This window comes from Amycolatopsis acidiphila, from assembly GCF_021391495.1.
Classification (GTDB): domain Bacteria; phylum Actinomycetota; class Actinomycetes; order Mycobacteriales; family Pseudonocardiaceae; genus Amycolatopsis_E; species Amycolatopsis_E acidiphila.
This window is the reverse complement of record NZ_CP090063.1, coordinates 3812902-3831886: the sequence shown is the minus strand read 5'-3', so window position 1 is coordinate 3831886 and position 18985 is coordinate 3812902. Positions and strand designations below refer to the sequence as shown.

Sequence of the window (18985 nt, the reverse complement as noted above, 5' to 3'; positions counted from 1 at the left end):
CATGCGTCTGGTACTCGACGCGGAGCAGCAGCAACTGCGCTCCAGCGTACGGAAACTGCTCGCCGACCACGCCCCGCCCGCGCGGGTTCGGGCCGTCATGGACGGCGAGGACGGCTGCGACCGCGAGCTGTGGCGGCGGATCACCGACCAGCTCGGGCTCGCCGGACTGGTCGTGCCGGAGGAGCACGGCGGCGCCGGAGCCGGCCACGTCGAACGCGCGATCGTGCTCGAGGAGCTGGGGCGCACCCTCGCGCCCGTGCCGTTCTTCGCCTCCGCCGTGCTCGCCACCGACACCGCACTGGCGCTCGGCGACTCCGAACTGCTGCCCCGGCTGGCCTCCGGCGAGGTCATCGGCGCGCTCGCGGTGTCGAAGACCTGGGGCCCGCTCGACGTCCGGGCCACCGAGCACGACGGCGGCTGGACGCTCGACGGGCAGGCCCCGTTCGTCATCTCCGGCGACATCGCCGACACCGTGTACGTCCACAACGGCGACTGGTTCGCCGTGTCCGAGGGGTTCACCCGCACCACACTGCACACCCTGGACCCGACCCGCCGCATCGCCCGGCTCGACTTCGCCGGGACACCCGCCCGCCGACTGTCCGCTTCGGACGGTGCGCTCGCCCGGGTACGGGACCTGGCCGCGGTCGCCCTCGCCGCGGAACAGGTCGGCGGCATGGGCCGGGTGCTCGAAACCACCGCCGACTACGCCAAGGTGCGCGTCCAGTTCGGCCGCGCCATCGGCTCCTACCAAGGCGTGAAGCACCGGCTCGCGGACATGTACTCGGCCTACGAGCGGGCTGAATCGCTGCTGCGCCACGCGGCCTGGAGTGCCGACCACGACGCCGAAGGCCTACCACTCGCCGCCGCGACCACCCAGGCCTTCGTCGGCCCAGCCTGCTTCCAGGCCGCCGCCGACGGCGTCCAGCTGCACGGCGGCATCGGCTACACCTGGGAACACCACGCGCACCTGTACTACAAACGCGCGAAGACCAGCGAGCTGCTCTTCGCGGGCGGGCGTGGCGACCTCGCCCGGCGGCTCGGACTCGAGCCTACGTGACACCTCGCCGCGATCTCCGCGGCCAGCTCCAGCGCCGAAGCGAGCGGATCCTCGCCGACCCGCGTCGTCAGCCCGAGCCGGACGGCCTCCACCCCGCGACGACGCGGCCGGTGAACGTCAGCTCCTTCGCCACGTCCCACCAGCTCGGGCAGCACCTGCGTGCCCGTCATGTCCGGGATCAGCCCGCCGTCCGGCGCGCAATCGGCCACGGCTCCTCCTTTTCGATCTGGACGTCTTGTCCCGGCCCGCCGGCCGCGCCTAGAATTCTGAACGCTCGTTCAGATCCTGCCCGAGCGCCCGTGGCCGAAGCAAGGAGTGCCATGACCGCCGTCAGCCCGCGCCGCGGCCGTCGTCCCGCCGACGGCACCCTCGGCCCGCCCGGCATCGACGCGATCCTCGAAGCCAGCGTCGCGGTCATGTCCGAGCACGGCTACCACGGCACCTCCGTGCGCGACATCGCCGAGCGGGCCGGCCTCAGCCCCGCCGCGCTGTATCACCACTTCGCCTCGAAGCACGACGTCCTCGCCACGCTCATGGACCGTGGCATCGAAGAGCTCCTGCGCCGCACCCGCGCCGCCCGCGAAGCCGCAGAGGGCCCCGTCGCCACCCTTCTGTCCATTGTGGACGCCCACGTCCGGTTCCACCTCGAGGACCAGCGCGCGGTCCTGCTCGGCGTGAGCGAGCTGCGCGGCCTGGAGGAACCCGTCCGCAGCCAGCACATCGCGAAACGCCAGCAGCAGCAACGGATCTTCGATGACACCGTGACCGACGGTGTACGGCGCGAGCTGTTCCACACCAAGCACCCGGCCGAAGCCGCCCGCGCGGTCGTCGTCATGTGCACCGGCGTCGCCGGCTGGTACCACCCCGGCGGCCCGTTGACCCACGAGCAGGTCGCCGGCCGCTACCAGGACCTCGCGCTGGACCTCGTCGGCCTGCGCGGCTGACCACCTCCGACCCCGAAAGGCGATCGATGCAGATCGAGCTGACCGACCGAGCACGGCTCATCGCCGAGCTCACCGCGCCCGGTGCCCCCTTCGAGCTCGTCGAACGGACGGTGCGCGGTGTGCCGATGCGCGTCTACGCCGGAGCCCCGCCGACGCTGCGCGACGTCCTGCTGCTGAGCCGGCAGCACGGCGACCGGCCCTTTCTGGTCTACGAGGACGAGCGGACCAGCTTCGCCGAGCACTTCCGCCTCGCCGCCGGGCTCGCCGTCCACCTGCGGGAGCGCTATCACCTCGAGCCCGGCGACCGGATCGCCGTGGCGATGCGCAACTATCCCGAATGGGCGCCGGTGTTCTGGGCCGCACAGGCGGCCGGCCTCATCGTCGTTCCCGTCAACGCGTGGTGGACCGGGGAGGAGATCCGCTACGCGCTGACCGACTCCGGCGCGAAGCTCCTCGTCGCCGACGCCGAACGCGTCGCGTCGCTGCTGCCGGACCTCGCCGGGCTGCCGGTCATCGAGGTCCGCGGCGGCACCCCGCCCGAAGGCGCCCGCGCCTGGCGGGACGTGCTGGCCGAACTGGACCCGGACGCCGAACTGCCCGACATCGCGCTGGAACCGGACGACGACGCCACGATCATGTACACCTCCGGCACGACCGGGCGGCCCAAGGGCGCGGTCGGCACCCATCGCAACCACTGCACGAACCTGTGGAACACGATGCTCGGCCTCGCCGTCTCGAAGATCATCGGCAACGGCGGCACCATGCCCGGACCGGACCCCGCCGCGCCGCAGCCCGGCAGCCTCGTCACCTTCCCGATCTTCCACATCGCGGGCCTCACCGGCATGTGCTTCTGCACGGCCGTGGGCTCCAAGCTCGCCACGCTCTACCGGTGGGACCGCGACCAGGCCCGCGAGCTCGTCCGGCAGGAGCAGCTGACCAGCGTCTCCGGCGTGCCGACGGTGCTGCGCGACCTCGTCGCCGGTGCCGCGGAGTACCGCGACGACCTGGCCAGCCTCGCCGGCATCTCGATGGGCGGCGCCCCGATCCCGCCCGATCTGATCGACAGCATCGACACCACGTTCGCCACGCTCGTCTCCCCCGCCAACGGCTACGGCCTCACCGAGACCACCTCCGCGGTGGCCAGCAACAGCGGCGCCGACTACGTGTCGCATCCCGACAGCGTCGGCAGGCCGGTGCCCGGCGCGGACCTGCGCATCGCGGACCCGGCGACCGGCGACCCGTTGCCCGACGGCGAAATCGGCGAGCTGTGGTTCCGCGGGCCCAACGTCGTCCGCGGCTACTGGAACAACTCCGAGGCGACCGCGGTGGCGTTCACCGGCGGCTGGTTCCGCACCGGCGACCTCGGCTACCTGCGCGAGGGCTGGCTCTACGTCGTCGACCGGCTCAAGGACATGGTCATCCGTGGCGGCGAGAACGTGTACTGCGTCGAGGTCGAGGACGTCCTGTTCGACCATCCCGCCGTCACCGACGCCGCGGTACTCGGCCGTCCACACGCGACACTCGGCGAGGAGGTGGTCGCCGTCGTGCGTGCCGACGGCGTGACCGCCGAGGAGCTCAAAGCCCACGTCGCGGCGAAACTGGCGCAGTTCAAGGTGCCCGAGCACGTGATCTTCGCCGACCGGCCACTGCCGCGCACCCCCACCGGCAAGGTGCTCAAACGCCGGCTGCGCGACGAGATCCGACCGGAAGGACAGTAGGGATGGCATGGGACTTCTCCACCGAACCGGAGTTCGAGGAGCAGCTGGAGTGGATGCGGGGGTTCGTCCGTGACGAGATCATCCCGCTGGAGACCGTGCGGCTGGACGCTCACGCGTTCGCCCGTGCGACGGACCCGCTGAAGGAGGAGGTGAAGAAGCGCGGGCTGTGGGCGGCGCACCTGCCACCGGAGCTCGGCGGTGGCGGCTTCGGCCAGGTCAAGCTCGGGCTGATGCACGAGATCCTCGGCCAGTGCGGTTACGCGCCCCCGGTCTTCGGCAACAACGCGCCCGACTCCGGCAACGCCGAGCTGCTCGCCGTCGGCGCGACCGAGGAGCAGAAGCAGAAGTGGATGTACCCGCTGCTGGACGGCAAGCTGCGCAGCGCGTTCTCGATGACCGAACCCGGCGCCGGCGCGGACCCGACCCTGCTGAGCACGCGCGCGGTGCGCGACGGGGACGACTGGGTGATCAACGGGCACAAGTGGTTCACCTCCAACGCCTCCGTCGCGGACTTCCTCATCGTGATGGCGGTGACCGACCCCGACGCGCACCCCCGACGGCGCGCGTCGATGTTCGTCGTGCCGGCGGACACCCCGGGCGTGCACATCCTGCGCGACATCCCCACGATGGCCGACCCGGAGGCGCACGAGGCGCGGCCGGGCGGGCACGCCGAGATCGAGTACGAAGACGTCCGCATCCCCGCGGACAACCTGGTCGGCGAGCCCGGCGAAGGTTTCGTCCTCGCCCAGAAACGCCTTGGGCCCGGGCGGATCCACCACTGCATGCGCTGGCTGGGCCAGTCCAAACGGGCGTTCGACATGCTGTGCGAACGCGCCGTCAGCCGCTACACGCACGGCTCGGTGCTCGCCGACAAGCAGATGGTGCAGGACTGGGTGGCGAGCTCGGCCGCGGAGATGCAGGCGGCGCGGCTGATGACGCTGCACGCGGCCTGGAAGATCGACACCGACGGCGTCGCGGGCGCGCGGAACGAGATCGCGATGATCAAGTTCTGGGGCGCCTCCGTGCTGTACAACGTGATCGACCGGGCCATCCAGGTGCACGGCTCGCTGGGCTACACCACGGATCTCCCGCTGGAGTCGATGTACCGGGCCGCCCGCGCGGCGCGGATCTACGACGGGCCCGACGAGGTGCACAAGGCCACGGTCGCCCGCCGCATCCTGCGCGCCTACGAACCCCGCGAGGTGCCCACCGAACACGTCCCCACCCGGCGCGAAGCCGCGAAGCAGAAGTTCGCTGCACTGCTGGACCAGTCTTCTTAGTGGGTTTTTCTGGGCTGTTTCGCTTGTCCGGCACCGGAATCGGTGCCGGACAAGCCCGCGCTGTATTCGTCGTTATACACCTTCGTGGTGCGGCACCGTCTCCGCGGCGCGGTGCACGTCCCGCAGCAGATCGCGCACGACCAGCCGGGCCGACGCCCGGATCGACTGCCAGTACCAGTCGGCCCACCGGAAGGCGATCGCGTCGGTGCTGCGCACCCGCGCCTCGAAGGTCAGCAGTTGCTGACCACGGCCGTACGAGAGCACCGCCAGCGAGACCGCGATGGTCGCCCGCCGCGGGCGTGAGAACGTGGTGAACTCCTCGGCGGAGAGCTGTTGCCAGTCCATGAACGGCGTCCAGAACCGCCCGGCCGCGCCGAGCACGACCTCGTTGGCGTCGCGGCGGAGCAGCACCCAGCGCGCGGTCGAGAGCAACTCGTCGAACCCCGCGATACCGGCGCGCTGCCGGTTCGGCACAGCGGCCCCGCCGAACAGACGCGGCGGGTCGGCCAGGAGCCCGGGCAGCGCGGCCCACACCTGCGACGGGGAAACCGTGGCCGCGTGGTGCTCCCGCACCACGAAGTCGAAGCGGGCCGCGCATTCGTCGAGCAGGCTCATCGGGTCTCCCTCTGCCACGTCAAGAGCATCGTGGCGGGCGGGGCCGCGGGGTAAGGGGCCAAAGTCCCCACTCCCCCGTGCCCGTGGTCAGCCGGTGTCGCCGGGCAGCCACCGGCCGATGCAGCCCAGCAGCTCCTCCGGGTCGACCGGTTTGGTCACGTAGTCGCTCGCCCCCGCGGCGAGGCTCTTCTCCCGGTCGCCCGCCATCGCCTTCGCGGTCACCATGATGATCGGCAGCCGGTCGAACCGCGGCATCTCCCGGATCGCGGCGGTGGTGGCGTAGCCGTCCATCTCGGGCATCATCACGTCCATCAGCACCAGGTCCACGTCGGGGCTCGCCAGCAGCTCCTCGATCCCCTCGCGGCCGTTGGCCGCCTGCCGCACCGACATCCCGTGCAGCTCCAGCATCCCCGCGATCGCGAGCACGTTGCGGGCGTCGTCGTCCACCAGCAGCACCTTCCGCCCGCGCAGGCCGGGCGCGCCGCCGCTCTCCCCGCCGGCCGGCACGAGCTCCACGGCCGGCTCCGGCTCGCTCAGCAGGGCCAGGAACCGCTCGCGCAGCGCGTCCAGCGACGGCAGCAGCTGCACCCGGCCGGCGCGGACGTGCACGTCCAGCAACCGTTCCTGCGCCGGGGTCAGCTTGCGGGTCGGATGCGCGAGCACCGGGACCGCGTCGGCGGGGTCGTGCTCGTCGAGCCGCTGCAGGAACGTCAGCGCAGACGCGCCGGGCAGGCTCGCGTCCAGCACCACGCAGCGGTGCTCCGCTGCCGCGAGTGCCGCCACCGCCTCGTCCGGGGTGGTGACCGACTCGATCCGCACCGGATGCCCCGGCCCGGTCAGGTCCGCGACGAACTCCCGCACCAGCAAGGACAGCAGCCGGTTGTCCTTGCCCTCCACCACGAGCACCCGTCGCTGCGGTTCGGCGTCGGCACGCGGGCGTGGTTCCGTTCCACCCGTCGCGAACCCCGGGGTGACGGGCAGCGTCAGCGCGAAAGTGCTGCCCTGGCCGAGCCTGCTGCGCGCCCGGATCTCGCCGCCGAGCAGGTTCGCGACCTGCCTGCTGATCGACAGGCCCAGCCCGGTGCCGCCGTAGCGGCGGCTGGTGGTGCCGTCGGCCTGCTGGAACGCGCCGAAGATCGTCTCCAGGTTCTCCTCGGCGATGCCGATCCCGGTGTCCCGCACGCAGAACTCGATGCCCGGCTCGGCGCCGTCCACCGCGCCCACCCACAGTTCCACCCGGCCGCGCTCGGTGAACTTCACCGCGTTGGACAGCAGGTTGCGCAGCACCTGGCGCAGCCGCTGCTCGTCGGTGGAGAGCCGATCGGGCACGTCGGGCGCCACGATGACCTCGAAGTCGAGCCCCTTGTCCGCGGTCAGCGGCTCGAAGGTGGTCCGCACGTACTCCAGCAGCTGCCGCAGCGCCACCGGCTCGCAGTGGATGTCCATCTTCCCCGCCTCGACCTTTGACAGGTCGAGGATGTCGTTGATCAGCTGCAGCAGGTCGGTACCCGCGGACTGGATCACCTTGGCGAACTCGACCTGCTTCGGGGTGAGGTTCTGGGTGGAGTTCTGCGCCAGCACCCCGGCCAGGATCAGCAGGCTGGTCAGCGGGGTGCGCAGCTCGTGGGACATGTTCGCGAGGAACTCGGACTTGTAGGTCGACGCGAGCGCCAGCTGCTGCGCGCGTTCCTCGATCTCCTGGCGGCCCTGCTCGATCTCGAAGTTCTTGATCTCGATGTCCCGGTTCTGCCGGACCAGCAGCTCGGCCTTCTCCTCCAGCTCGGCGTTCGACTGGCGCAGCTTCACCTGCTGGGCCTGCAGCTCCCCGGACCGGGTCTGCAGCTCCCCCGCGAGCCGCTGGGACTCCTCCAGCAGCGCGTCGGTGCGGGCGTTGGCGATGATCGTGTTGACGTTCACCCCGATGCTCTCCATCAGCTGCTCGAGGAAGTCCCGCCGCACCGGGGTGAACCTCGTGAACGAGGCCAGCTCGATCACCCCGAGCACCTGGTCCTCGAACACGATCGGCAGCACGATCAGGGTGACCGGCGGCGCCTGCCCCAGACTCGAGGAGATGTTGATGTAGGCGGGCGGCGTCTCGTCCACCACGATCGGCACCTTCGTCTGCGCCACCTGCCCGATCAGCGACTGCCCGAGGTCGAAGGCGGCCTCCCGGGTCCGGGCGTGCCCGTACGCCGCGATCAGCCGCAGCACCGGGCCCCGCTCCCCCGTGTCCATCAGGAAGAACGTGCCGTGCTGGGCGCCGACCAGCGGGGTCAGCTCGTTCATGATCAGCTGCGCGACCGCGCGCAGGTCCCGGTGTCCCTGCAGCAACCCGGAGATCCGGGCCAGGTTCTTGTTGAGCCAGTCCTGGTCCTCGTTGGCGCGGGTCGTCTCGCGCAGCGACTGCACCATCGCGTTGATGTTGTCGCTCAGCTCGGCCACCTCGCCCTCGGCCTCCACCGAGATCGAGCGGGTCAGGTCGCCGGTGGCGACGGCGCTGGCGACCTCGGCAATCGCCCGCACCTGCCGGGTCAGGTTCCCGGCGAGCTCGTTGACGTTCTCGGTCAGCCGCTTCCAGGTGCCCGACACGCCCTCGACCTCGGCCTGCCCGCCGAGCCTGCCCTCCTTGCCGACCTCGCGGGCCACCCGGGTGACCTCCGCGGCGAATGCCGAGAGCGTGTCGACCATCGTGTTGATGGTGGTCTTGAGCTCCAGGATCTCCCCGCGGGCGTCCACGTCGATCTTCTGCGACATCTCGCCGCGCGCCACGGCGGTCGTCACCTGGGCGATAGAGCGCACCTGGTTGGTCAGGTTGTTCGCCATCGAGTTCACGTTGTCGGTGAGGTTCTTCCAGGTGCCCGCCACGTTCGGCACCCGCGCCTGGCCGCCGAGGATGCCCTCGGTGCCGACCTCGCGCGCCACCCGGGTCACCTCGTCGGCGAAGGCCGACAGGGTGTCGACCATCGTGTTGATCGTGTCGGCGAGCGCGGCGACCTCGCCCTTTGCCTCGACCGTGATCCGCTGCGAGAGGTCACCGCGGGCGACCGCGGTGGCGACCGAGGCGATGGAGCGGACCTGGTCGGTGAGGTTGTCGGCCATGACGTTCACCGACTCGGTCAGGCCCTTCCAGGTGCCCGACACCCCCTTCACGTCCGCCTGACCGCCCAGGCGCCCCTCCGTGCCCACCTCGCGGGAGACGCGGGTGACCTCGTCGGCGAACGCGGACAGCTGCCCCACCATCGTGTTGATCGTGTCCTTCAGCTCCAGGATCTCCCCGCGCGCGTCCACCCGGATCTTCTGCGACAGATCGCCCCGCGCCACCGCCGTCGTCACCTGCGCGATGGACCGCACCTGGTCGGTGAGGTTGTCGGCCATGACGTTCACCGACTCGGTCAGGCCCTTCCAGGTGCCCGACACCCCCTTCACGTCCGCCTGACCGCCCAGGCGCCCCTCCGTGCCCACCTCGCGCGCCACGCGCGTGACCTCGTCGGCGAAGGACGAGAGCTGGTCGACCATCGTGTTGATCGTCGACTTCAGTTCGAGGATCTCGCCGCGGGCGTCGACGGTGATCTTCTGCGACAGGTCGCCGCGCGCGACGGCCGTGGCGACCTGGGCGATCGAACGCACCTGCGCGGTGAGGTTGCCTGCCATGAAGTTCACCGACGTGGTCAGGTCCCGCCACGTCCCGGCGACTCCCGGCACCTGTGCCTGCCCGCCCAGGATCCCTTCCGTGCCAACCTCTTTCGCGACCCGGGTCACCTCGTCGGCGAACGACGAGAGGGTGTCCACCATCGTGTTGATCGTCGACTTCAGTTCGAGGATCTCGCCGCGGGCGTCGACGGTGATCTTCTGCGACAGGTCGCCCTTGGCGACCGCGGTGGTGACCTCGGCGATCGAACGCACCTGGGCCGTCAGGTTGCCTGCCATGAAGTTCACCGATGTCGTCAGGTCCCGCCACGTGCCCGCGACCCCGGGCACCTCGGCCTGGCCACCGAGACGCCCCTCGCTCCCCACCTCCCGCGCCACGCGGGTGACCTCGTCGGCGAACGACGAGAGCTGCCCGACCATCGTGTTGATGGTGTTCTTCAGCTCCAGCAGCTCGCCCTTGACGTGCACGGTGATCTTCTGGGTCAGGTCGCCGTTCGCCACCGCCGTGGCGACGCTCGCGATGTCGCGCACCTGCGCGGTCAGGTTGCCCGCCATGGCGTTGACGGACTCGGTCAGGTCCTTCCAGGTGCCCGACACCGCTGGCACCGAGGCCTGGCCGCCGAGCTTGCCGTCGGTGCCGACCTCGCGGGCCACCCTGGTGACCTCGGTCGTGAACAGCGCGAGCTGGTCGACCATGCCGTTGAACACGACCGCGATCTCGTCCAGCAGCGCGTCGCCGACCTGCGGCAGCCGGGTGCTGAAATCGCCGTCCCGCACCGCTTTGAGGCCGTCGAGCAGCTGCTGCAGGCGCTCGTCGCCCGCCGCTCCCCCGCCGCGCCTTGCCACCGGCTGTCGTGGTGTCATCGAGTACCTCCTGGCGCCGGGCGTCAGCGGCGCGAAGGCCGTCCCGGCAGGTCGACGTCGAAGGAGTCCTCGCCGGCCGCGACCCGGCGGATGGTGTCGAGCAGGTCTTCGAGCAGTCCGGCCTTCAGCAGCAGCCCGGCCCCGCCCGCGGCGGCCACCCGGTCCGCGACCGAGCGGTCCGCCCCGCCGGTGAACACGAGGACGCGGGCCGCCGGGCACTGCTCGCGCAGCCGGCCGATCGCCTCGATGCCGTCGCCGTCGGGCAGCCTGCGGTCGAGCAGGACCACGTCGGGCTGGTGCTCGCCGGTGGCGGACACGGCCTCGTGGACGGCGCGGGCCTGGCCGACCAGCTCGATGTCCGGCACGGTCTCGAACGCGGCCCCGAGCGCCATCGCCACCTGGGAATGGTCTTCGACGAGCAGCAGCCGGATCGGCCCGGTCTCGCTCGGTGGAGGAGGCACAAGCATCATCTCCCGGCTTCGCCGCCACGGCGCGCTCCGCAGTCTAAGACGGCGCCCGGGACCAGACGACCCCCATCCGGGGGGCCCGATTTTCGGTGCGACCCGGCACGGCGACGATCGCGTTCAGGATGGCTCGTGCGCATCGCCGCCAGCGCGGCGAGCGAGCTCGGGCGTGCCCGGCCAGCGGCACTCCTCGCTGTACGAAACTGTTTCGTACAGCAGTCGCTCAGCCCGGAAGAGGCAACGCCGCGGGACCGGCTGCGTATAGGGCGTTATACACCGCTCACGGGTAGTACCGCGCCAGCGACTCTGCCACGGTCATGCCGTCACCGCCTCGGCCCGGGCGGGGACCGCACTCTCGTCGTGGTCGGGCCGGCGCAGGAGCAGCACCATGCAGCCGAGCGTGAGCAGCACCTGGAAGATCGCGTACGCGATCACCGCGGCGATCGAGCCGGTCCAGTTGAGCAGGGTCTGCCCGACGATCGGTGTCGTGCCGCCCAGGAGCGTGCCGCACAGCTGGTAGCACAGCGAGATCCCGGTGTACCGGACGTGCGCCGGGAACCGGCTGGCGAGCATGCCTGCCAGCGCGGCGTAGTACAGGCAGTGCGGCACGGTCGCGATCACCGTGCCCACCATCGCGACGGCGTAGTTCTGCGTGCCGATGAGCACGAACATCAGCGGCAGCAGCACGATCTCCGGCAGCAGCATCACGCACACCGCGCGGGTCCAGCTGCGCATCCGCGTCGCGATCACCGCACCCCACGGCTGCACCAGGATCTGCACGATGTTCGCCACGAGGATGATCGTGAGGAACGAGCTCTTGTCGAAGCCCAGGTCCGAGGTCGCCCAGGACAGCGCGAACGTCGACTTGAAGTACGTCGCCGACAGGCCGATCGTGCAGGCGCCGATCCCGAGCACGATCAGCACCGGCTGCGTGCGCAGCACCTCCCCCAGCGGCATCTTCGCGACCTTCCGCGACTCGATCAGCTGCGCCATCGCGGGCGACTCGGCCACCCGCAGCCGGATGAACAGCCCGACGATCACCAACAGCGCCGAGGCGAGGAACGGCACCCGCCAGCCTCAGTCGACGAACGCCTGGTCGGGCAGCCGGCTGATGGCGAGGAAGCTGACCGTGCTCAGCGTGTTGCCCACCGGCGAACCCTGCTGGGCGAAGGCGCCGTACAGCACCGACTTGCCCTTGGGCGCGTGCTCGGAGGCGATGAGCACCGAGCCGCCCCACTCACCGCCGAGCCCGATCCCCTGGACCATCCGGATGCACACCAGCAGGATCGGCGCAGCCACGCCGATCGAGGCGTACCCGGGCAGCACGCCGATGAGCGTGGTCGAGACGCCCATCATCAGCAGCGTGATCACCAGCGTCTTCTTCCGGCCGAGCCGGTCGCCGTAGTGCCCGAAGATCACCCCGCCGAGCGGCCGCGCGAGGAAGCCGACCCAGAAGGTGGCGAACGCGACCAGGGTGCCCACGGCGCCGTCGAGCTCGGGGAAGAACACCTTGTCGAAGACCAGCGCGGACGCGGTCCCGTAGACGTAGAAGTCGAACCATTCGATGGTGGAGCCGATGAAGGATCCGATGCCGGCGCGTGTCGCCGCGCTCATGTGCTCTCCCTTGAGACCGTGGAACACAAACCCGGACACCGTGTCAAAAAGCAGCTAGACGCGTCCAATACCAAATCCAGGGCGCAGTGAAACGCTCACCGTCTCAATGGGGTGGGCAACGCCTCCTCCGCGATCGCCAGCACCGTGCGCAGTGCGGCCGACGGGTTGTCCGCACGCCAGGCCAGCGCGGCCTGCAGCCGGATGCCCGGGCCGGACAGCGGGCGGTAGACGAGCCCGGTCTGCTGGATGTGCTGGCACGACGTGAGCGTGAGCGTCACGCCGACGCCCGCCGCGACCAGGGCGAGGATCGTGTACGAGTCGGGCGCCTCCTGCACGACCCGCGGGTTGAACCCCGCGGCGATACAGGCCCGGACGGTCGCGTCCCGGACGCTCGAGCCGGCGTTCGAGGGGAAGCTGACGAACGGCTGGTCGGCCAGCTCTTCGATCGGGATCCGCTTCCGCTTCGCGAGCGGGTGGTCCGAGGGCAGCGCGCAGATCATCTCCTCCTCGTCGATCACGCGCGCCCGCACGCCCGGCAGGTTGACCGGCAGCCGCACGAACCCCAGGTCCAGCGAGCCGTCCGCGACCCGGGCCAGCGCCACGTTCGCGTAGGTCTGCCCCTTCATCACCAGCTCCAGCCCGGGATGCGCGGCCCGCACCGCCCGGGTGAGCAGCGGCAGGCTCTCGTGGCTCGACGCCCCGGCGAACCCCACGGTCACCCGCCCGTACTCCCCCCGCCCGGCGGCCTTCACCGCGCGCATGGCGATGTCCAGGTCGTCGAGGACCCGATTGACCGGCGAGACGAACGCCTCCCCCGCGCTCGTGAGCCGGACCGAGCGGGTGTTGCGCTCGAACAGCTGCACGCCCAGCTCCTTCTCGAGCTGGCGGATCTGCTGGCTCAGCGGCGGCTGCGCCATCTGCAGCCGCTTGGCCGCGCGGCCGAAGTGCAGCTCCTCCGCCACGGCCAGGAACGACACGAGGTAGCGCAGCTCCATGATTGATTTCCTGTCCGTCTTGATCTGACCTCAACTCGGTATTGGACAGTAATCAATGGAGCTGCCACGGTGGTCAGGACCTACGTGATCGGCTTCGAGGAGAACGCGGCGATGCGCCCGGACAAGACGATGACCCTGCGCGAGGCCGTCGCCTCGTTCGTCCGGGACGGCGAGACCGTCTGCCTGGAAGGCTTCACCCACCTGATTCCCACGGCCGCCGGCCACGAGATCATCCGCGCGGGCCGCCGCGACCTGACGATCGTGCGGATGACCGCCGACATCGTGGTGGACCAGCTCCTCGCGGGCGGCTGCGTGACGAAGCTGGTGTCCTCGTTCGTCGGCAACTCCTCCGCCGGCTCGCTCGGCGAGCTGCGCCGCCGGATCGAGCACGCCGACCCCGAACCGCTCCAGTTCGAGGAGTACAGCCACCACGGCATGATCTGCCGCTACCTCGCGGGCGCCCAGCGCCTGCCGTTCTACCCGCTGCGCTCCTACGCGGGCAGCGACCTGCCGTCGGTCAACCCCGGCATCCGCAAGGTCGCCTCGCCCTACGCCGACGAGCAGGTCCACGTGGTGCCGCCGGTCAACCCGGACGTGACGATCGTGCACGCGCAGCGCGCCGACCGCGCCGGCAACACCCAGATCTGGGGCCTCACCGGGGTGCAGGCCGAGGCGGTGTTCGCCGCGGAGAAGGCCGTCGTGGTGGTCGAGGAGATCGTCGACGACGAGGTCGTGCGGTCCGACCCGAACCGCACCGTGATCCCCGCGCATGCCGTCGACGCGGTCGTCGAGTGCCCGCGTGGCGCGCACCCCTCGTTCGCCCAGGGCTACTACGACCGCGACGGCGCGTTCTACCGGTCCTGGTCGCACATCAGCAAGGACCCGGACCGGCTGCGGGCCTGGATGGCGGAGTGGATCTTCGGCACGGAAGACCACGCGGACTACGTCGCGAAGCTCGGCGACGAGTTCTGGGCCGGGCTGGCCGTCGGCGAGGCGATGAGCCTGCCGGTCAACTACGGGAGGCGGTTGTGATCACATCGTCGGAACGGCTGTCCGTCGTCGCGTCGCGGGAGCTCGCGTCCCGCCGCACGGTGTTCGCCGGCATCGGCCTGCCCACGCTCGCGGCGGCGCTGGCGCACCTGACGGTCGCGCCCGAACTGGAGATCGTCTACGAGTCCGGGGTGTGCGGCGCGCATCCGTCCCACCTGCCCGAGACGATCGCGGACGCGGTGCTGATCACCGGGGCCGAAGCCGTGCTCTCGATGCCCGCGCTGTTCGGGTACGTGCTGCAGGGCGGGCACATCGACGTCGGGTTCCTCGGCGCCGCGCAGATCGACCGGTGGGGCAACCTCAACTCCTCGGTGATCGGCGACTGGCACCGGCCCAAGGTGCGCCTGCCCGGCTCCGGTGGTGCCATGGAGGTGATGGCCAACTCGCGCGAGGTGTTCGTGGTGATGCGGCGGCACGACCGCCGGTCCTTTGTGGACGAGCTGGACTTCTGCACCTCGCCGGGCCCCGACCGGGCGCTCGCCGAGGGCATCCGGCCGCTGGGCGCCGGGGTCACCAAGGTGATCACCGAGCTGGGCGTCCTCGCCCGCGGCGGGGTCGGCGAGCAGCTGCGGCTGGTCGCCGTGCACCCCGGCGTGACCGTGGACCAGGTGCGCGAGGCCACCGGCTGGGACCTCGCGGTCGCCGACGAGGTCGCGACCGTCGAGCCGCCCAGCGAGGCCGAGCTGCGGCTGCTGCGTGAGGATGTCGATCCGGACCGGGTTTATCTGCGCTGAGGAAGCGAGGCGGCAATGCGAATCAGGATCGTCGGCACGGGAGTGATGGGCCGGGGCATCGCCCAGTGGGCCGCGACCGCCGGGCACACCGTGGAGCTCGCCGACGCGCGGCCCGAGTCCGTCCGCGAGGCGGTCGACTTCGTGCGGTCGATGCTCGACCGCACGGTGCAGAAGGGCCGCACCACCGCCGAGGAGGCCCGCGCCGTCATGGCCCGGCTCGTGCCGCTGGACTCGCCGGGCAAACCGGGCGACGAGGTCGAACTGGTCGTGGAGGCCGTCCGCGAGGACCTCGAGACCAAGGCGGCGCTGTTCGGTGAGCTCGAACGGATCCTGCCGGCCGGGACGATCTTCGCGAGCAACACGTCGTCACTGCCGATCACGCAGATCTCCGCGACGCTGGCCGACCCGTCGCGGATGGTGGGCCTGCACTTCTTCAACCCGGCGCCGCTGATGAAGATCGTCGAGGTCATCCCGGGGGCGAAGACGCGCCCGGAGATCGTCGAGACGCTCACCGCGCTGGTGCGCGACGCCGGACACCGCGCCGTCGTCGTCGCGGACACCCCGGGGTTCCTGATCAACCACGCCGGGCGCGGTCTGGTCACCGAGGCGCTGGCGCTGCTGGAGGAGCAGGTCGCGGAACCGGTCGTGCTCGACCGGATCGCGCGCGACGTGCTGGGCCTGCGGATGGGCCCGTTCGAGCTGATGGACCTGACCGGGCTGGACGTCACCGCCGCGGTGATCGAGTCGGTGTGGCAGGGCTTTCGCTACTCCGACCGGCTGCGCCCGTCGTACCTGACGCCCAACCGCGTCTCGGCCGGGCTGCACGGCCGCAAGACCGGGCGGGGCTGGTACGAGACCGGCGCCGAACCGCCGGCCGAGGAACCGGTCACCGGCGACCCCGTGCGGCCGGTTTACGTCGCCGAAACGGCTGTGCGGAACGCGCTCGCCGAGTCCGGAGCCACGGTGCGGACAGCGCTTTCCGACGACGCGGTCGTCCTCGTGCCGACCTGGGGCACGACAGTGGCGGCCGCGATCGCCGAGCACGACCTGCCCGCGGACCGCACGTTCGGCATCGACCCGCTGTCGCTGCCCACGGGCCGCCGTGTCCTCGCCGTCACCCCGGCCGCCGACCTCGCCGCCGCACACGACGCCGCAGCGGTCCTTTCCCTGGGGGACAAGCGAGTGTCGCTCATCCGCGACACCGCGGGCTCGGCCGCACAGCGGCTGCTCGCGTCGATCGTGTCCGTCGCGTCCTCCATCGCCGAACGGGGCATCGCGGCCCCGGCCGACATCGACCTCGGCGTCACGGCCGGGCTCGGCTACCCGGCCGGGCCGCTCGCCTGGGGCGACCGGATCGGCGCCGACCGGATGCTCGCGCTGCAGCGTGCGCTGCACGAGACCACGGGCGACCCGCGTTACCGGCCGACCCGCTGGCTCACCGAACGCGCGCAGCTCGGGCTGCCGCTCACCCACCCCACCGTGGCACTGTAAGGAGTTCTCCATGCTGGCAAGGGATTTCGGGCTCACCGAGACCCAGCTCGACTTCCGGAAGATGGCGGCGGAGTTCGTCGACGCCGAGATCGTGCCGAACGCCCGCGACTGGGACCGCGCCGAGTCCGTCGACACCGCGATCGTGAGGCGCCTGGGCGAACTGGGCTTCCTCGGGCTGATGGTGCCCGAGCAGTACGGCGGCGTCGACGCGGACATGCTGTCCTACATCCTCGTCACCGAGGAGCTCGGCCGCGGCGACTCGGCGGTACGCGGCATCGTGTCGGTGTCGCTGGGCCTGGTCACCAAGACCATCGCCGCCTACGGCACCGACGAACAGAAGCAGGAGTGGCTGCCGCAGCTGGTCAGCGGCGAGTCGCTGGGCTGCTTCGGGCTGACCGAGCCGGGCACCGGGTCCGACGCCGGCTCGCTCTCGACGCGTGCGAAGCAGGACGGGTCCGACTGGATCCTCAACGGCAGCAAGATGTTCATCACGAACGGCACCTGGGCGAAGGTCGCGCTGACCTTCGCCCGCACCGGCGACACCGGGATCACCGCGTTCCTCGTGCCGACGGACTCCCCCGGGTTCGCCGCGAAGGAGATCAAGGGCAAGCTGGGCCTGCGCGGGCAGGCGACCGCCGAGCTGACCTTCGACAACGTCCGCGTGCCGGATTCGGCGCGTCTCGGCGAGGTCGGCCGCGGTCTCGGGATCGCACTCGGTGCGCTGTCGCGGGGCCGGATCTCGGTCGCCGCCGGTTCCGTCGGCGTGGCGCAGGCGGCGCTCGACGCGGCGACCCGGTACTCGACCGAACGCGAGCAGTTCGGCAAGCCGATCGCGTCCTTCCAACTGGTGCAGGAACTGCTCGCGGACGCGGCTGTGGACGTGCAGAGCTCGCGGCTGATGACCCACCACGTCGCCCGGATGGCCGACGCCGGTATCGCACCCAAGGACTACGCGACCGACGCGTCGGCGGCGAAGTACCACGCGAGCGAGACCGCGGTGCAGGTGACGAACAACTGCCTGCAGGTCTTCGGCGGGTACGGGTTCATCGACGAGTACCCGGTGGGCAAGTACGTGCGGGACGCGCGCGTGCTGACCCTCTACGAAGGCACGAGCCAGGTGCAGAAGCTCATCATCGGCCGCGACCTGACCGGGATCGACGCCCTCACCTGAGCCGTTCGACGATGGTGGCGTTCGCGAGGCCGCCGGCCTCGCACATCACCTGCAGACCGTAGCGGCCGTCGTGCTGTTCCAGCACCGACAGCAGGCTCGTCATCAGGCGGCCGCCGCTGGCGCCCAGCGGGTGCCCGATCGCGGTGGCTCCGCCGTGCACGTTGACCTTCGCCGGGTCCGCGCCGGTCTCCGCCAGCCAGGCCAGCACCACGCTCGCGAACGCCTCGTTGACCTCGAACGCGTCGATGTCCGGAAGGGACAGTCCGGCGCGGGCGAGAACCTTGGCGGTGGCCGGGATGATGCCGGTGAGCATGAGCAGCGGGTCGTCCCCCACGACGGCGAAGCTGTGCAGCCGGGCCCGCGGGCGCAGGCCGAGCTCGGCCGCGGTCTCGCTGCTGGCGATCAGCACGGCGGTGGCCCCGTCGTTGATCGGGGACGAGTTGCCCGCGGTCACCTTGAAGTCCAGCTGCGGGAACCGCTGGTGCCAGATGTCCGCCTCGAAGGCGGGCTTGAGCCCGGCCAGGACGTCGACGGTGGTCGAGGGGCGGATCGACTCGTCCCGCGTGACCTGGACCAGTGCCCCGTCGTTGCCCGGCGCCTTGATCGGGACGACGTCGCCGGCGAAGCGCCCATCGGCCCACGCCGCGGCCGCGCGCCGGTGGCTCTCGGCCGCGAACTCGTCGAGCTGGGCGCGCGAGAGGTGCCATTTGTCGGCGATCAGCTCGGCGCTGATGCCCTGCGGCACCAGTCCTTCGGGATAGCGCGCGGCGATGCCCGGGCCGAGGAAGTCCCTGCCGGCGGCCTGGCTCCCGATCGGGATGCGGCTCATGGACTCGATGCCGGACGCGATGACGATGTCGTAGGCGCCCGCGAGGACTCCCTGCGCCGCGAAGTGGATGGCCTGCTGGGACGAGCCGCACTGGCGATCGACCGTGACGGCGGGGACGGACTCCGGCAGCCCGGCCGCGAGCGCCGCCCAGCGTGCCGTGTTGGAGCTCTGTTCCCCGATCTGCCCGACGGCGCCGCTGATGACGTCGTCGATCTTGGCGGGGTCGACGCCCGTGCGCTCGACCAGCGAGCGGATGGCGTGGGCGTGCAGGTCGACGGGGTGGACGCCGGCGAGCGCGCCGCCGGGCTTCCCCTTACCGACCGGCGTCCGCACCGCGTCGACGATGACAGCGTCCCGCATGAGTTCCTCCTAGCCTGATGACGAAGCTACTAGTCGGTATACGCTGCTACATTGGATTCCACAACCCACTCGCGGCCCGCTCGAGGCGACCACTGCCTGTGACGAAGGGGTGCTTATATCGCAACCACGTCTCACCGTTGGTCACCACCCC

13 protein-coding genes and 1 pseudogene are annotated in these 18985 nt (G+C 71.0%); 8 read left to right on the top strand and 6 right to left on the bottom strand.

The genetic code is table 11. From position 1 onward, the window contains the following. The first annotated feature begins 1 nt into the window (after position 1). The 4 genes from LWP59_RS18630 to LWP59_RS18615 all read left to right on the top strand — a co-directional run bounded on the left by LWP59_RS18630 (position 2) and on the right by LWP59_RS18615 (position 4999). Entirely contained in the window at positions 2 to 1057 is a 1056-nt protein-coding gene (locus tag LWP59_RS18630) for an acyl-CoA dehydrogenase family protein (protein ID WP_144641800.1), read from the top strand. 320 nt (positions 1058 to 1377) lie between these two features. Further along, positions 1378 to 2001, top strand: coding sequence for a TetR/AcrR family transcriptional regulator (locus LWP59_RS18625; RefSeq protein ID WP_144641799.1), 624 nt, complete (start codon positions 1378 to 1380; stop codon positions 1999 to 2001). Between the two features lie 26 nt (positions 2002 to 2027). Further along, positions 2028 to 3719, top strand: coding sequence for a class I adenylate-forming enzyme family protein (locus LWP59_RS18620; protein WP_144641798.1), 1692 nt, complete (start codon positions 2028 to 2030; stop codon positions 3717 to 3719). Positions 3720 to 3721: 2 nt separating this feature from the next. Next, a complete protein-coding gene (locus tag LWP59_RS18615) occupies positions 3722 to 4999 on the top strand; it encodes an acyl-CoA dehydrogenase family protein (RefSeq protein WP_144641797.1) in 1278 nt (425 codons plus the stop codon). A 72-nt stretch (positions 5000 to 5071) separates the two neighbouring features. On the opposite strand, the gene LWP59_RS18610 is transcribed toward LWP59_RS18615, so the two are convergent. The 5 genes and pseudogenes from LWP59_RS18610 to LWP59_RS18585 form a co-directional block, all read right to left on the bottom strand. Then, entirely contained in the window at positions 5072 to 5614 is a 543-nt protein-coding gene (locus tag LWP59_RS18610) for a hypothetical protein (protein ID WP_233921997.1), read from the bottom strand. 87 nt (positions 5615 to 5701) lie between these two features. Continuing rightward, the gene (locus LWP59_RS18605) at positions 5702 to 10126 is read right to left on the bottom strand and encodes a HAMP domain-containing protein (RefSeq protein ID WP_144641795.1); all 4425 of its coding nucleotides are present in this window, start codon (positions 10124 to 10126) and stop codon (positions 5702 to 5704) included. 23 nt (positions 10127 to 10149) lie between these two features. Next, positions 10150 to 10587, bottom strand: coding sequence for a response regulator (locus LWP59_RS18600; RefSeq protein WP_186383358.1), 438 nt, complete (start codon positions 10585 to 10587; stop codon positions 10150 to 10152). Between the two features lie 318 nt (positions 10588 to 10905). Beyond that, positions 10906 to 12204: pseudogene (locus tag LWP59_RS40745) on the bottom strand (MFS transporter). Positions 12205 to 12299: 95 nt separating this feature from the next. Continuing rightward, positions 12300 to 13199, bottom strand: coding sequence for a LysR family transcriptional regulator (locus LWP59_RS18585; protein ID WP_144641793.1), 900 nt, complete (start codon positions 13197 to 13199; stop codon positions 12300 to 12302). A 111-nt stretch (positions 13200 to 13310) separates the two neighbouring features. On the opposite strand from LWP59_RS18585, the gene LWP59_RS18580 reads away from it, so the two are divergent. The 4 genes from LWP59_RS18580 to LWP59_RS18565 are packed head-to-tail and all read left to right on the top strand — an operon-like array spanning position 13311 to position 17645. Continuing rightward, positions 13311 to 14231 (top strand): CoA transferase subunit A, encoded by a 921-nt coding sequence (locus LWP59_RS18580; RefSeq protein ID WP_144641817.1) that lies wholly within the window; start codon positions 13311 to 13313, stop codon positions 14229 to 14231. Continuing rightward, positions 14228 to 14983 (top strand): CoA-transferase subunit beta, encoded by a 756-nt coding sequence (locus LWP59_RS18575; RefSeq protein WP_144641792.1) that lies wholly within the window; start codon positions 14228 to 14230, stop codon positions 14981 to 14983. Before LWP59_RS18580 ends, LWP59_RS18575 begins: the two co-directional genes overlap by 4 nt. A gap of 15 nt (positions 14984 to 14998) precedes the next feature. Next, positions 14999 to 16474 carry a 3-hydroxyacyl-CoA dehydrogenase gene (locus LWP59_RS18570; protein ID WP_144641791.1) on the top strand — a complete coding sequence of 492 codons (1476 nt, stop codon included), beginning with the start codon at positions 14999 to 15001 and terminating at the stop codon, positions 16472 to 16474. A 10-nt stretch (positions 16475 to 16484) separates the two neighbouring features. Next, complete coding sequence (locus LWP59_RS18565) at positions 16485 to 17645, top strand: acyl-CoA dehydrogenase family protein (RefSeq protein ID WP_144641790.1); 1161 nt, start codon at positions 16485 to 16487, stop codon at positions 17643 to 17645. Here the strand turns inward: LWP59_RS18565 and LWP59_RS18560 are convergent. Further along, complete coding sequence (locus tag LWP59_RS18560; RefSeq protein WP_144641789.1) at positions 17638 to 18834, bottom strand: thiolase family protein; 1197 nt, start codon at positions 18832 to 18834, stop codon at positions 17638 to 17640. The two genes, LWP59_RS18565 and LWP59_RS18560, sit on opposite strands and share 8 nt — an antisense overlap. Between the last annotated feature and the right edge of the window lie 151 nt (positions 18835 to 18985).

Bases quoted from the DNA above. Each gene is read 5' to 3' on its own strand.
- LWP59_RS18630 (WP_144641800.1), top strand. From the start codon at position 2: ATGCGTCTGGTACTCGACGCGGAGCAGCAGCAACTGCGCTCCAGCGTA.
- LWP59_RS18625 (WP_144641799.1), top strand. From the start codon at position 1,378: ATGACCGCCGTCAGCCCGCGCCGCGGCCGTCGTCCCGCCGACGGCACC.
- LWP59_RS18620 (WP_144641798.1), top strand. From the start codon at position 2,028: ATGCAGATCGAGCTGACCGACCGAGCACGGCTCATCGCCGAGCTCACC.
- LWP59_RS18615 (WP_144641797.1), top strand. From the start codon at position 3,722: ATGGCATGGGACTTCTCCACCGAACCGGAGTTCGAGGAGCAGCTGGAG.
- LWP59_RS18610 (WP_233921997.1), bottom strand. From the start codon at position 5,614: ATGAGCCTGCTCGACGAATGCGCGGCCCGCTTCGACTTCGTGGTGCGG.
- LWP59_RS18605 (WP_144641795.1), bottom strand. From the start codon at position 10,126: ATGACACCACGACAGCCGGTGGCAAGGCGCGGCGGGGGAGCGGCGGGC.
- LWP59_RS18585 (WP_144641793.1), bottom strand. From the start codon at position 13,199: ATGGAGCTGCGCTACCTCGTGTCGTTCCTGGCCGTGGCGGAGGAGCTG.
- LWP59_RS18580 (WP_144641817.1), top strand. From the start codon at position 13,311: ATGCGCCCGGACAAGACGATGACCCTGCGCGAGGCCGTCGCCTCGTTC.
- LWP59_RS18570 (WP_144641791.1), top strand. From the start codon at position 14,999: ATGCGAATCAGGATCGTCGGCACGGGAGTGATGGGCCGGGGCATCGCC.
- LWP59_RS18565 (WP_144641790.1), top strand. From the start codon at position 16,485: ATGCTGGCAAGGGATTTCGGGCTCACCGAGACCCAGCTCGACTTCCGG.
- LWP59_RS18560 (WP_144641789.1), bottom strand. From the start codon at position 18,834: ATGCGGGACGCTGTCATCGTCGACGCGGTGCGGACGCCGGTCGGTAAG.